The sequence below is a fragment of the Streptomyces sp. S6 genome, assembly GCF_054880855.1.
On record NZ_JBTYMC010000199.1, the window covers coordinates 1 to 12590 of the forward strand.

Below are 12590 nucleotides of genomic sequence, written 5' to 3' on the forward strand. Positions count from 1 at the left end.
CGGTTCCCCCGCCGGGCCCGGCCTGGGGCGCCCCGCAGCACCACGGCGGCCACCACGGCGGGCACCACCGCCACAAGAGCTTCGGCCACATGCTGTTCTCCAGCTGACCCGGCTGAGACACCGCGAGGCCCCTGGTGAAAACCAGGGGCCTCGGTGGAGTGTGGACGATACTGGGATTGAACCAGTGACCTCTTCCGTGTCAGGGAAGCGCTCTCCCGCTGAGCTAATCGTCCGGGAGAAACCACGATCCGAAGATCATGGCCAGTGCGCGATACTGGGATTGAACCAGTGACCTCTTCCGTGTCAGGGAAGCGCTCTCCCGCTGAGCTAATCGCGCGGGGAAGCCTTGCGGCTTCAGTGGACGATACTGGGATTGAACCAGTGACCTCTTCCGTGTCAGGGAAGCGCTCTCCCGCTGAGCTAATCGTCCTTGGAGGTGGAGACGGGATTTGAACCCGTGTAGACGGCTTTGCAGGCCGTTGCCTCGCCTCTCGGCCACTCCACCAGGAGTGTCAGGGGTTCGGGAAGATCCCCTGTCTTTCCATGCGAGCGGACGACGAGGCTCGAACTCGCGACCTCAACCTTGGCAAGGTTGCGCTCTACCAACTGAGCTACGTCCGCTTGTCTTTCCCGGCCCGCTTGCGCGTCCCGGCGACGTGTTGAACTCTAGCGGATTCCCGGGCCAGGACAAAAACGCGTTTGCGCAGCGTGCTGCCCTGCGTAGCCGAACCGACCAGCTCAGGCCCCCTCACGGACACCCGACCTAGACTCGACGCGTGCCCCACCTCCCTCCCCTCGCCCGCTTCGGCACCCGCGTCGCCACCGGCCTCCTGGACGTCACGGACGACCCCGCCGCCCTGGACTCCACCGGCTTCTGGGCCGTCGCCGCCGACTTCGAGGGCCGCCTGACCTGCGCCCGCTTCGCCGACGTACGCAGCGCCCCGGTCCCCGCCCCCGTCCCGGGCGCCTGGCACGGCCCCGCCGAGGGCGACTGGACGTCGTCCCTCGACCGCGCCGCGTACACGGCGGGCGTCCGGCGGATCCGCGAGCACATAGCCGCCGGGGACGTCTACCAGGCGAACCTCTGCCGCGTCCTGTCCGCGCCCCTCGCGGAAGGCGCCGACGTCGACGCCCTCACCGCCCTCCTCGCGCGCGGCAACCCGGCGCCGTACGCCGGCACGGTCCGCCTCCCGGAACACGGCGTCCAGATCGCCACCGCCTCCCCGGAGCTCTTCCTGCGCCGCGACGGCCGAGCCGTCCTCTCCGGCCCCATCAAGGGCACCGGCCGCACGGAGGCGGACCTCCTGGAGAAGGACTACGCCGAGAACGTCATGATCGTGGACCTCGTCCGCAACGATGTCGGCCAGGTCTGTACGACCGGCAGCGTCACCGTCCCCGACCTGTGCGCGGTCGAGAAGCACCCCGGTCTCGTCCACCTCGTCTCCACGGTCGCGGGCGAGCTGCGCCCCGGCGCCGGCTGGCCCGAACTGCTCGCCGCCGCCTTCCCGCCCGGCTCCGTCACCGGCGCCCCCAAGTCCAGCGCCCTGCGCATCATCGACGCCCTGGAGACCGCGCCGCGCGGCCCCTACTGCGGCGGCGTCGGCTGGGTCGACGCGGACCGGGGAACCGGTGAACTCGCCGTCGGCATCCGGACGTTCTGGATCGAGGGGGACCTCCTCAAGTTCGGCACCGGCGCCGGGATCACCTGGGGTTCCGACCCCGAGGGGGAGTGGCGGGAGACCGAACTGAAGGCGTCCCGGCTGCTCGCGGTAGCGTCGGGGGAGTACGACGGCTGACGATCCCCCGAGGTGGGCACCAGTGAAGCTTTGGCTCGACGGCGGACTGAAGGACATCGACGACGCGCGCGTCTCCGTCCTCGACCACGGACTGACCGTGGGTGACGGCATCTTCGAGACGCTGAAGACGACCGACGGGCACCCCTTCGCCCTCACCCGGCACCTCGACCGCCTCACCCGCTCCGCCCGGGGCCTCGGCCTGCCCGACCCCGACCACGACGAGATCCGCGCCGCCTGCGCCGCCGTCCTCGCGGCCAACCCCATGCCGCTGGGCCGCCTGCGCATCACCTGCACCGGCGGACAGGGCCCCCTCGGCTCCGACCGGGGCGCCCACGGCACGACCCTCGTCGTCGCCCTCGGTGAGACCACCCGCCGCCCCGACACCACCGCCGTCGTCACGGTCCCCTGGACCCGCAACGAACGCGGCGCCCTCACCGGCCTCAAGACCACCTCCTACGCCGAGAACGTCGTCGCCCTCGCCCGCGCGCACGAACAGGGCGCCACGGAAGCGCTGTTCGCCAACACGGTCGGCGCCCTCTGCGAAGGCACCGGCTCCAACGTCTTCGTCGTCCTCGACGGCGAGATCCACACCCCGCCGCTCGCCTCCGGCTGCCTGGCGGGGATCACCCGTGAACTGGCGGCCGAGTGGACGGGGGCACGGGAGACGGACCTGCCGCTGGACGTCCTGAACCGCGCCGACGAGATCTTCCTGACGTCCACACTCCGCGACGTCCAGGCCGTGCACCGGGTCGACGGGCGCGAACTGGGCGGGGTGCCGGGGCCGGTGACGGCGAAGGCGATGCGGGTGTTCGCGGAGCGGGCGGGGGACGATCTGGATCCGTGATGGGCGGCCTCGGGGTGCCGGCGGGCCGGGGGTGAGGACTTCGCCGGCCTGGCCCCCCTCTTTATTCGGCTGACCGCCGGGCCCCCAGCGGGTAGAAATCCCGGCATGACCACGACCTTGCGGCCGACCGAGCCGCTCCAGCGGGAGTCCGGGACTGTCGGGCGGCTCTCGCGCCGGTATCAGGTGTGCGTGAACAGCCGTCCCGTCGGCTCGCTGCACCTCGGCACGCACCCCGGCTTCGGCCCGACGATCGCCCGGATCGAGGAACTCCGCATCGACGAGGCCGACCGCCGCCGGGGCCGTGCCACGGTCGCCGCGCTCGCCGCCGAGGAGGTGGCGCGGGGCTGGGGCTGCCGGATGATCGAGGTCTACGTCCCCGTCGAACGCGGCACGGCACCCGACACCGCCCCCGGCATCCGCCTCGCCACGGCCCTCGGCTACGTCCCCCGCAACCGGGGCATGGAGAAACCCCTCGGCACGACCGCCCCGGCCCTCCCGCCCGACGTCACCGTCCGCCCCGTCACCGAGGCCGAGTACCGCCCGTCCGTGGAGCGCAGCTTCCGGAACTTCGCCGACGACTGCGTCGAACGCGGCATCACCCGCGCCGAGGCCGACGCCCGCGCCGCCCGCGAGACGGCCGAACTCGTCGCCGCCTGGCCCCCCGGCCCGAGCACCGAGCTCAGCGTCCTCGAACAGGCCGGCCACCAGCTCGGCACCCTCTGGGTGCACTCCGCCGACGGCCACTCCTACGTCTACGACGTGGAGGTCGCCGCCGAGTTCCGCGGCCGGGGTCACGGCCGCACCCTCATGAACCTCGCGGAGACCCAGGCGATCGCCGCCGGCAGCACGCTCCTCGGACTCAACGTGTTCGCCGGGAACACCCCCGCGGAGAAGCTGTACGCGTCGCTGGGGTTCGAGGTGACGGGCGAGGGGATGTACAAGAGCCTGCTGTGAGCCGGGGCTCAGGCGTCCGGCGTCGCCAGCAGCCGGTCGGCGATCTCCTCGACGCGCTCCCGGAGCCCTTCCTGGCTCTTGCCGCCGTCGAGCCGCTCGCCGCCGATGACGTACGTCGGGGTGCCGGTGACGCCGATCGCCTTGCCCTCGGCCTGGTCCGCGTCGACGATCAGGATGTGTCGGCCGTCCACCAACGCCGTGTCGAACTCCTCGGCGTCCAGGCCGAGTTCACGCGCCACCTCGACGAGGAACTTCTCCCCGCGCCGGTCCAGCTCCTCGACCCGCCCGAGCACCGCCTCCACGTACTCCCAGCCCCGCCCCTGCTCGAACGCCTCCTCCGCGGCCTGCGCCGCCGCGAACGCGTGCTTGTGCTTCTCCAGCGGGAAATGCCGCAGCCGCACCTCCACCCGATCCCCGTACCGCTCCTTCACCACCCGCAGATCCCCGAGCGCCGACCGGCAGTCGGGGCACTGCAACTCACACCACACATCAAGAACGACGGGACCAGGGACGACAGCAGCGGATTCACTCATACCCTCAGTCTCCCAGCTCCCCGAGAGGTTCCTGTGACGATCTACTTCTACGGCGCCGGTGAAGTCCCCTACGGCTGCTTCTCCAACTTCTCCACCCACGGCTTCGACCTCGACGGCTCCTGGTGGCCGACCTCGGAGCACTACTTCCAGGCCCAGAAATTCAAGGGCACCCCCCACGCCGACGCCGTCCGCCGCGCCCGCACCCCCTTGCGCGCCGCGGAAATCGGCCGCGACCCCTCCCGTCCCCTCCGCCGGGACTGGGACCGCGTCAAGGACGACGTCATGCGCCGCGCCGTCACCACCAAGTTCCGCACCCACCCCGACATCCGCGCCGTCCTCCTCTCCACCGGCGACGAGGAGATCGTCGAGGACACCACCACCGATCACTACTGGGGCCGGGGCAGGAACGGCAACGGCAAGAACATGCTGGGACGGATCCTGGTGCGGACCCGGGGGCAGTTGCGGGCTGAAGGGTGAGAGGGCCTTCAGTCCAGCGGGTGGACCACCGCCTGGGTGGCGGCACGTGTCCGTCGCGGACGGCTGAGGACGTCGGTGCTGTCCACGAACTGGTCGACGGCGCCGACGACGGGCAGCGCGCGGACAGCCGGGTCGGTGACGCGGGCGCTTAGCGCGGCGGCGAAGCGTTCGGCGCGCAGCACCCGGAACGGCCTGGTGTGGTACGGCCGGGTCGTGGGGTCGACCGGGTCGGTGAGGCCGAGCCGGTTGTGCGCGGCGGCGACCGTCTCGTAGGCGTGGGCCAGGTGCTGCTCGCGGGCCTGCCAGTCCGTGGCGGCGAGCGTCGCCGTGAGGTGCGGGGTGAGGGCGGGCGCCTGGGGGGTGCGGGCGAAGGCGCTGCCGAGCCATTTGCCGTACGGCGGGTACCGGCGGTCCATCAGGAGGCAGAGTCGCATCAGCTCCCGCACCAGCCGGGCGGCGACGACGGCGGAGCCCAGCTCGTCGCCCACTTCACCGCACCGCCCGACGAAGGCCTCCTCCTGTGAGACGCGCTGCCACTGGCAGGCCAGCAGGTGGAGCCAGAGATCGTGCGGGTACCAGCCGAGGGCTGCCCGCGCCGGCCCGAGGACGCCGAGTCCGTCGTGGAACACGGCACTGGCCGTGACCTCCGCGATGCGCTGGGCGGGAGCGGCGAGCCAGTCCGCCAGGGTGACCTTTCCACGGGGGTCGAAACCGAGCCGCTCGGTGAGCCAGACGCCGGGATCGTGGATGTCGACGCGGTGACGCACCGGGCCGTCGGTCGCCCGCATGACCCCGATACCCGGCTCATCGGTCGCCGCGAAGTGCGTCGGGTAGCCGCAGAACGTCTTCGGCAGCCGCTCGGCGAGGAACCCCCGGATCCTCTCGCCGTGCCGGGCGACGTCCCCGGGCTTCAGAAAGACCTCAAGCCGAGGCCCCCACTCGTGGTCCGCCGAACGCGAGGTGTCGAACCCCAGGACCTCCGAACCACTGCCGATCCGGGCGGCGGAGTACACGACCCCGGGCGCCACCTCGTCCAACAACGGCCCGACGGCCTCCAGATGGAATCGACGGGAAAGCTCCAGCCCGAAAACGAAGGACGGCACAGTCATGCCGGCCAGACTCCCGAACCGGCACGCGTCCGGTCGACTCCTTTTCGTTCCGGCTTCCCTCCCCGGCGGATCCCCGGTGCCGTCCTCAGGGCTGACCCGGAGATGTCCCTGATGTCCGCCCCAAGGCATGGCCGTGGACAGGGCGGGAGGTGCACGATGGAAGGAGGACGGGGCGAGCGGACCGGAGGGACGGGGCGCGTCGGCCCGTGCGCACACGGCACAGCACAGCGACCCTGGAGGACAGCATGATCGCCGAGACCGTCTGTTCCGCAGTCGCCGCGGCCGGCCTCGGCATCGCGGCGGTGACGGCCTACCGCAAGCGCTTCCTGTCGGCGGCCCGCACAGCCGCCTACGCCCTGGTCCCCCTGGGCCTGGTGATGACGGGCGTCGTCGGGTGGGCGGCGGACACGGCGTTCAGCCCCACGGCCTGGGCAGGCATCGCCGTACTCGGCGGCGCCTGGGGCCTGTTCACCCTGACCCGTGCGGTGGAGCGCCGCAGGGGCGGCCCCCGGAAGGACGGCAAGGACCGCAGGGAGACCACCCGCTCCACCCGCGAGGCCGTGGCCCCCGCCGCCTCGACCCCCACCCTCGGCCAGACGGCCCCCACCTCCACCCGCCAGTCCCGCCCGACGGCAGCCCGCCGCCCCGAACCCGCCACCTCCACCGAGGACTTCAGCGACATCGAGGCGATCCTCAAGAAGCACGGCATATGAGGCGAACCACCCAACCCGCGCACCTCACCCGCCTCACCTGAAACGACACAATCAGCGCCCCCGCCGCGCGAAAATGATCACGCCCTGAAACCGACCTCGACGGTTTCGGCGAACTCCCGCTCAATCCGCGCGTATGGAGCGCGACAGGTGCCTCACCTGCGCCATCATCGCCCGCAAGATGCTGGACACCACCCAGAGCGAGACCGCGCCCCCTCAGGACGAGCCGCGCGGATGCCTCTTCGCCCTATCCCAGCCACCGCTCATGATCTTCCTCGCGGTGATCGGGTCGCTCCTCCTCATGGCAGCGCTGCACGACCTGCTGCTGCTGTGACCGTCCCGCGGCCCCCGGCGCCACCCGCCGGGGCCCGCGCCCACTCACCCCTGGCTCACCCCGTGGCTTCCTTTCGCCGCGCCCGGTACGCCGCCACGTGCAGCCGGTTCCCGCAGGTCCGGCTGTCGCAGTACCGCCGGGAGCGGTTGCGGGACAGATCGACGAACGCCCGTCGGCAGTCGGGAGCCTCACAGCGCCGCAACCGCTCCTGCTCACCCCCGACGACGAAGAACGCGAGCGCCATACCGCAGTCGGCGGCGAGGTGGTCGACGAGAGAGGCGCCGGGGGCGAAGTAGTGGACGTGCCAGTCGTACCCGTCGTGATCGGTCAGCTGGGGAGTCGTCCCCGCCCCGGCGACGAGCCTGTTGATCAGCTCGGCCGCCGTCCGGGCGTCAGGAGCCGCGAAGATCTCGCCGAACCGCCCCCGCAGCTCCCGCATGGCCACGAGGTCGACCTCGGTCAGCGCCTCGACCCCGCTGATGTCGTAGGAACGTACGAAATCCTCAAGGGTCGGCACGTCCGGCAGCCCGTCCGGCGTCGACTCGTCCTCCGGCGCGGTGTTGACCAGACCCACCACCGTGTCCAGCGCGCACTTGGTGTCGTGGGGGATCAGCACATTTCGCTCCTGCCCTGAGGACGGGCCCCACGCCCGCCGATGGTGGCCGATGGTAGCCGCCCGGCAAGCGAAACCACGGCCCCCGAGGGCGGAGAATCCACGGTCCCGGGCCCGCGCCCCGAAAGCACCGAAGCCGCCCCCCGGAAGAACCGGTGAGCGGCGTCGGTCGCGGCCAGGCGCGGCCCGCGGTCGTACATGCCCGAGCCGTCTCCCCGAGTGGACGGCGTCGGGCGGAGGGGAGTGTCGCGTCTCCTAGCTCTCCGCCAGGATGTGCGACAGCTCCTGATCGAGGTCGAAGTGCCGGTGCTCCGTGCCCGGGGGCACGGCCGCGTCGGTGCGCTTCAGGAAGGATTCCAGTGCCCGCGCCGGCGCCTCCAGGAGAGCCTCGCCCTCGGGGGAGCTGAGGGCGATACAGACGACCCCCTGACCGTGGCTGCGCGACGGCCATACGCGGACGTCACCGGTGCCGGTGGGCCGATGGAGGCCCTCCGCGAGGAGGTCGCGGGCGAACACCCACTCGACGGTCTCTTCGGCTCCGGTGTGGAAGGTGGCGTGCACGGCGTAGGGATCGGCCGTGTCGTACCGCAGACCTGCGGGAACAGGCAGGGAGGACTCGCTCGACACAACGAGGCGCAGGTGCAGCTCGCAGCTGACCGTGGTGTTCATAAGCGCCAGGGCCTTTCGCTCAGTGTGCGCTCGGGGATTCGCACGTCGGCGAAATCGACATGCCACCTACGGTGCCGTTGTAAACCCCTCTGAGTGTTTTGTGCGTCTTTACGTAACTCTTCCGGCCGAGGCCCTCTTCGTCCTGTACCACCATTCCGGTGATCGGATTCACTCGGGTAAGGTTCAGGTATGAATACGGGGAGTGACGGGCCCGGCGAGGGGGCCGTGGTGACAGAGAGTACGGAATCGAGCGGTACTGCCGCGGACGGCGACCAGGGCCTCGGCTCCAAGGCGCCGGCGTTCATCAAGAAGAGCCGGACACTGCACCTGAGCTGGCAGGTCGGTGTCTTCGTCATCGGCCTCGCGGTCGTGGTGCTCGGCATCATCATGCTGCCGCTGCCCGGCCCCGGCTGGGTCGTGATCTTCGCCGGCATGGCGATCTGGGCCACCGAGTTCGTCTGGGCCCAGCTGGTCCTGCGCTGGACGAAACGCAAGGTCACCGAGGCCGCCCAGCGCGCCCTCGACCCGAAGGTGCGCCGGCGCAACATCATCCTGACGTCGATCGCGCTGGTGATCATCGGCGTCCTGGCCGGCGTCTATCTCTGGAAGTACGGGCTGGAGATGCCCTGGAACATCAAGAACCAGTGAGCCGAAGCCCCGCAGGTGACCCGGGCGCCCTTCCCCAGCGCCCCGGCAGACCGTCTCCCCGCCGGTCGAAGTCACCCTCTGACATGCGGTAACGTTCTCTCCGTGCCCGGGCGATTAGCTCAGTGGGAGAGCGCTTCGTTCACACCGAAGAGGTCACTGGTTCGAACCCAGTATCGCCCACCCGATCCAGGGGCCGTTCCGTCAGCCGGAGCGGCCCCTGAGGCATGTACGGGGTGGGTGAATTTCGGCCCCGCTCCGCCGCGCGCACGCGCCGCCCCCGGCGTCCGGCCCCCCGAACCACCCGCGTCCACCTGCGGATACGTCAACCCTTTTGCCGCGAACGGGACTTGAAGTGCCGAGCCGCACCCGATCCGGCGTCCAAGAAAGTTCTGTCCGAATCATTGACGCTCTCTCACCCCCCTCGTACCTTGTGCCAGCAAGCGCTTACTTGAAACGATTCATGCAAGCGGCGACGATGCTGCGGGGAGGGCCCGACTGTGGGAACCACCGGGAATGTTGAGAGGCGAACGATCCTGAAGGCGGCCGGGGCGACGGCTGCCACGCTCGGGCTGGCGGCCACGACCGGGTGCGGCGGGGGCAGCGGGTCGTCCTCCGACGGAACGGTGACGATCCGTTACGCCTGGTGGGGAGCGGACGACCGCGCGAAGAGAATCAACCAGACCATCGCGCTCTTCGAGAAGAAGTACCCGAAGATCAAGGTGAAAACGGACTTCCAGCCGTACGGCGACTTCTGGAAGAAGTTCAATACCCAGGCCTCCGGCGGAAATCCGCCGGACGTCTTCCAGAACGCCATCGGATTCCTCCGGAAATACGACGCGAAGAACGTTCTCCTCGACCTCGGCCCCCAGGTCAAGGCCGGAAACCTCTCCATGACCGGATTCCGCGCCGGACTCGACAAGTTCGGCGAGGTCGACGGCAAGCTCCTCGGCGTCCCCGTCGGCTCCAACTCGATGGCCCTCGTCATCGACCAGCCCGTCTACACCCGCTCCGGCGTCACCCCCAAGCCGGGCTGGACGTGGGACGACTTCCACGCCGCGATGCTGAAGATCCATCAGAAGACCGGACGCGCGGGCGACTCCGGCATGTACGGCGTCATGTACCTCTACGACCTGTACCTCCGTCAGAACGGCAAGGCGTTCTTCACCACCGAAGGGCTCGGCTTCACCGAGGCCGACCTGAAGGAGTGGTGGACCAAGGCCGAACAGGGCCTGGAACAGGGCGAGTTCGCCGACGCCAAGAAGGTCGCCCAGGTCAAGCCGAAGTCCGCCGTCGCCGCCGAACTCGCCGCCGGTGAGTTCACCTGGGACAACTTCACCATCCGCTACACCTCCGAGGGCAAGAGCCAGTACCGCCTCGCCGGCATCCCCACCACGGACGGCAAGAAGACCGGCCAGTACCTCGGCTCCCTCATGCTGAGCGCCTCCAAGCGCACCAAACACCCCAAGGAAGTCGCCCAGTTCATCGACTTCATGGTCCACGACCCCGAGGTCGCCAGGATCATGGGCTACGACCGGGGCATCCCCGCCACCCAGGCCCAGTACGACGCGTTCAAACCGACCGACGAGGTCAACAAGGCGATCGCCGCCTACGAGGAGTCCCTCGTCGCCTCCGGCGTCCTGGAGCCCATCACCCCGCACCCCAGCGGCGCGGACCTGTGCGAATCGGCGTTCCTGCGCATCGCCGAGGAACTAGCCCTGGGCACCCGGTCCGTCGACGACGCCGTCAAGCAGTTCTTCACCGAGTCGAAGACGGCCCTGACGACCTGATGGGAACCACCGTGACACACGCCCCCGCGCTGGAGGGGCCGACCAAGGACTCCGGGCCGCCCGGCGGCCCGGTCCGCTCGGCCAGACCCCCCGAGCTCAAGCGCCGCCTGCGCCGCGAGAACCTGGCCGGCTACCTCTTCATGTCGCCGTGGATCGCCGGGTTCCTGCTGCTCACCGCAGGCCCCATGGTCGCCTCGCTCTACTTCGCCTTCACCGACTACAACCTCTTCGACCCACCCCAGTGGATCGGCCTCGACAACTTCACCGAGATGTTCGGCGACCCCCGCTGGCGCCACTCCGTCCAGGTCACCCTCTGGTACGTCGTCGTCGGCACCCCCCTCAAACTCCTCGCCGCCCTCGGCGTCGCCCTGCTGCTCGCCCAGAAGCGGCGCGGCCAGGCGTTCTACCGGGCCGCGTTCTACGCGCCGTCCCTGATCGGCGCCAGCGTCTCCATCGCGATCGTCTGGAAGGCGATCTTCTCGGACGACGCCGTCGTCGACCGGACACAGCAGTTCTTCGGCATCGACGCGGGCGGCTGGACCGGTGACCCGGAGCTGATCATCTACAGCCTCGTCGCCCTGACCGTCTGGCAGTTCGGCGCCCCGATGGTCATCTTCCTCGCCGGCCTCAAGCAGGTCCCGCGCGAACTGTACGAGGCCGCCGAGATGGACGGCGCCGGCCCGCTGCGCCGGTTCTGGAACATCACCCTGCCCATGATCTCCCCCGTCCTCTTCTTCAACGTCCTGCTGGAGACCATCCACTCCTTCCAGATCTTCAGCTCGGCGTACATCGTCGGCGGCGGCGCGGGCGGCAACGCCTGCGGACCTGCCGACGGATCGATGGTCTACACCTGCTATCTGTACGTCCAGGGCTTCGAGAACAGCCGCATGGGCCTCGCCTCCGCGATGGCGTGGCTGCTGCTCCTCGCGGTCGCGCTGGTGACGGCGGTCCTCTTCTGGTCGCAGAAGAAGTGGGTGCACTACGAGGAGAGTGCCCGATGAGCGCTGCCACCCCCACCGGCCGTCAACGCACCGGCTCCCTCGCCTGGCACCTCGGCTCCCTCGCGATCCTCGCCGTCATCCTCTACCCGGTGATCTGGGTCGTCGGCGGCTCGTTCAAGAAGAGCGAGGACATCGTCGGCAGCCTCGACCTCTTCCCCAGCGACCCCATCGTCAGCAACTACCAGCGACTCAGCGACGGCATCGCGGACATCCCGATCTCCACGTTCTTCGTCAACTCCCTGACCCTCGCGGTGGGTTCGGTGATCGGGATCCTCATCTCCTGCTCGCTCACCGCGTACGCGTTCGCGCGGATCAGGTTCGCCGGCCGCAACCTGCTCTTCACGCTGATGATCGGCACCCTCCTGCTGCCGTACCACGTCCTGCTCATCCCGCAGTACGTGCTGTTCCGCAACATGGACATGATCAACACGTACACCCCGCTGCTGCTCGGGAAATACCTCGCCACGGAAGCGTTCTTCGTCTTCCTCATGGTCCAGTTCATGCGCGGCCTGCCCAAGGAACTCGACGAGGCCGCCCGCCTCGACGGCTGCGGACACCTGCGGATCTACTGGTCGATCGTGCTCCCGCTGTGCCGCCCGGCCCTCATCACCAGCGCGATCTTCACGTTCATCAACGCGTGGAACGACTTCATGGGCCCGCTGATCTACCTCAACGAACCCGACAAGTACACCGTCTCGCTGGGCCTGAAAATGTTCGTCGACCAAGAGGGCGTGGCCGACTACGGCGGCATGATCGCCATGTCGCTCGTCGCCCTGCTGCCCGTCCTCGCCTTCTTCCTCGCCTTCCAGCGCTACCTCATCGACGGCATGGCCTCCTCCGGACTCAAGGGCTGACGCCATGGCCGCCGAGACCCGCGTGAAGGCACGCAAGGAGTCCGTGCTCGCCGAGAGGTTCGCCGTCTTCGCCGAGTGCCTGCTCGCCGGGGTGTGGATCGCCGTCGCCTGCCTCGGCGTCGTCACCTACCCCGCGGCGCTCGCCGCCGGCAGCCGCCATCTCAGCCGCCGCACCGCCCATGTGGACGGCGGGCTACGGGAGTTCACCGCCGACTTCCGGACGGCGCTGCGCGGCGGGTGGGCCGTCGGGCTCGCCGGGTG

The 12590-nt window shown here is 69.8% G+C and carries 14 protein-coding genes, 6 tRNA genes and 2 pseudogenes; 13 read left to right on the forward strand and 9 right to left on the reverse strand.

All coding sequences use genetic code 11. The annotated features are described in order from the left end of the window. Positions 1-107: pseudogene (locus ACVNF4_RS23995) on the forward strand (zf-TFIIB domain-containing protein); the annotation flags it as partial. Positions 108-161: 54 nt separating this feature from the next. Here ACVNF4_RS23995 and ACVNF4_RS24000 read toward each other — a convergent pair. From ACVNF4_RS24000 to ACVNF4_RS24020, 5 genes are all read right to left on the reverse strand, one after another. Continuing rightward, positions 162-233: transfer RNA gene (locus tag ACVNF4_RS24000), tRNA-Val, on the reverse strand. Positions 234-265: 32 nt separating this feature from the next. After that, positions 266-337 (reverse strand) — tRNA-Val (locus ACVNF4_RS24005). 21 nt (positions 338-358) lie between these two features. Next, positions 359-430: transfer RNA gene (locus ACVNF4_RS24010), tRNA-Val, on the reverse strand. A gap of 1 nt (position 431) precedes the next feature. Continuing rightward, a tRNA-Cys gene (locus ACVNF4_RS24015) sits at positions 432-505 on the reverse strand. 43 nt (positions 506-548) lie between these two features. Then, positions 549-621 (reverse strand) — tRNA-Gly (locus tag ACVNF4_RS24020). 155 nt (positions 622-776) lie between these two features. Between ACVNF4_RS24020 and ACVNF4_RS24025 the strand changes: the two genes are divergently transcribed. The 3 genes from ACVNF4_RS24025 to ACVNF4_RS24035 all read left to right on the forward strand — a co-directional run bounded on the left by ACVNF4_RS24025 (position 777) and on the right by ACVNF4_RS24035 (position 3594). Continuing rightward, entirely contained in the window at positions 777-1796 is a 1020-nt protein-coding gene (locus tag ACVNF4_RS24025) for a chorismate-binding protein (RefSeq protein ID WP_461804949.1), read from the forward strand. Between the two features lie 22 nt (positions 1797-1818). After that, the gene (locus ACVNF4_RS24030) at positions 1819-2640 is read left to right on the forward strand and encodes an aminotransferase class IV (RefSeq protein WP_461804950.1); all 822 of its coding nucleotides are present in this window, start codon (positions 1819-1821) and stop codon (positions 2638-2640) included. 105 nt (positions 2641-2745) lie between these two features. Further along, on the forward strand, positions 2746-3594 hold the full coding sequence (locus ACVNF4_RS24035) for a GNAT family N-acetyltransferase (RefSeq protein WP_461804951.1): 849 nt from the start codon (positions 2746-2748) through the stop codon (positions 3592-3594). Between the two features lie 8 nt (positions 3595-3602). On the opposite strand, the gene ACVNF4_RS24040 is transcribed toward ACVNF4_RS24035, so the two are convergent. Further along, positions 3603-4127, reverse strand: coding sequence for a DsbA family protein (locus ACVNF4_RS24040; RefSeq protein WP_461804952.1), 525 nt, complete (start codon positions 4125-4127; stop codon positions 3603-3605). Positions 4128-4160: 33 nt separating this feature from the next. On the opposite strand from ACVNF4_RS24040, the gene ACVNF4_RS24045 reads away from it, so the two are divergent. Continuing rightward, positions 4161-4604, forward strand: a complete 444-nt coding sequence (locus tag ACVNF4_RS24045; RefSeq protein ID WP_461804953.1) for an NADAR family protein — start codon at positions 4161-4163, stop codon at positions 4602-4604. A gap of 8 nt (positions 4605-4612) precedes the next feature. On the opposite strand, the gene ACVNF4_RS24050 is transcribed toward ACVNF4_RS24045, so the two are convergent. Continuing rightward, positions 4613-5713: a DUF4037 domain-containing protein gene (locus ACVNF4_RS24050; RefSeq protein WP_461804954.1), complete on the reverse strand. Its 1101-nt coding sequence runs from the start codon at positions 5711-5713 to the stop codon at positions 4613-4615. 245 nt (positions 5714-5958) lie between these two features. Between ACVNF4_RS24050 and ACVNF4_RS24055 the strand changes: the two genes are divergently transcribed. Both ACVNF4_RS24055 and ACVNF4_RS24060 read left to right on the forward strand, forming a co-directional pair. After that, positions 5959-6426 carry a hypothetical protein gene (locus ACVNF4_RS24055; protein ID WP_461804955.1) on the forward strand — a complete coding sequence of 156 codons (468 nt, stop codon included), beginning with the start codon at positions 5959-5961 and terminating at the stop codon, positions 6424-6426. A 133-nt stretch (positions 6427-6559) separates the two neighbouring features. Next, positions 6560-6757 (forward strand): hypothetical protein, encoded by a 198-nt coding sequence (locus ACVNF4_RS24060; RefSeq protein WP_461804961.1) that lies wholly within the window; start codon positions 6560-6562, stop codon positions 6755-6757. A gap of 55 nt (positions 6758-6812) precedes the next feature. On the opposite strand, the gene ACVNF4_RS24065 is transcribed toward ACVNF4_RS24060, so the two are convergent. Next, a complete protein-coding gene (locus ACVNF4_RS24065) occupies positions 6813-7373 on the reverse strand; it encodes a CGNR zinc finger domain-containing protein (protein WP_461804956.1) in 561 nt (186 codons plus the stop codon). Between the two features lie 252 nt (positions 7374-7625). After that, the gene (locus tag ACVNF4_RS24070) at positions 7626-8039 is read right to left on the reverse strand and encodes an SsgA family sporulation/cell division regulator (RefSeq protein WP_004002642.1); all 414 of its coding nucleotides are present in this window, start codon (positions 8037-8039) and stop codon (positions 7626-7628) included. 189 nt (positions 8040-8228) lie between these two features. Here ACVNF4_RS24070 and ACVNF4_RS24075 point away from each other — a divergent pair, with 189 nt between their 5' ends. The 6 genes and pseudogenes from ACVNF4_RS24075 to ACVNF4_RS24100 all read left to right on the forward strand — a co-directional run. Further along, positions 8229-8687, forward strand: a complete 459-nt coding sequence (locus ACVNF4_RS24075; RefSeq protein ID WP_461804957.1) for a TIGR02611 family protein — start codon at positions 8229-8231, stop codon at positions 8685-8687. 108 nt (positions 8688-8795) lie between these two features. Further along, positions 8796-8867, forward strand: a tRNA-Val gene (locus ACVNF4_RS24080). Between the two features lie 317 nt (positions 8868-9184). Continuing rightward, positions 9185-10474: an ABC transporter substrate-binding protein gene (locus ACVNF4_RS24085; protein WP_461804958.1), complete on the forward strand. Its 1290-nt coding sequence runs from the start codon at positions 9185-9187 to the stop codon at positions 10472-10474. Next, complete coding sequence (locus ACVNF4_RS24090; protein WP_461804959.1) at positions 10474-11475, forward strand: carbohydrate ABC transporter permease; 1002 nt, start codon at positions 10474-10476, stop codon at positions 11473-11475. The genes ACVNF4_RS24085 and ACVNF4_RS24090 overlap by 1 nt, the downstream gene beginning before the upstream one ends. Then, positions 11472-12329: a carbohydrate ABC transporter permease gene (locus ACVNF4_RS24095; protein ID WP_461804960.1), complete on the forward strand. Its 858-nt coding sequence runs from the start codon at positions 11472-11474 to the stop codon at positions 12327-12329. The genes ACVNF4_RS24090 and ACVNF4_RS24095 overlap by 4 nt, the downstream gene beginning before the upstream one ends. 4 nt (positions 12330-12333) lie before the next feature. Next, a pseudogene (locus tag ACVNF4_RS24100) lies at positions 12334-12590 on the forward strand (hypothetical protein); the annotation flags it as partial.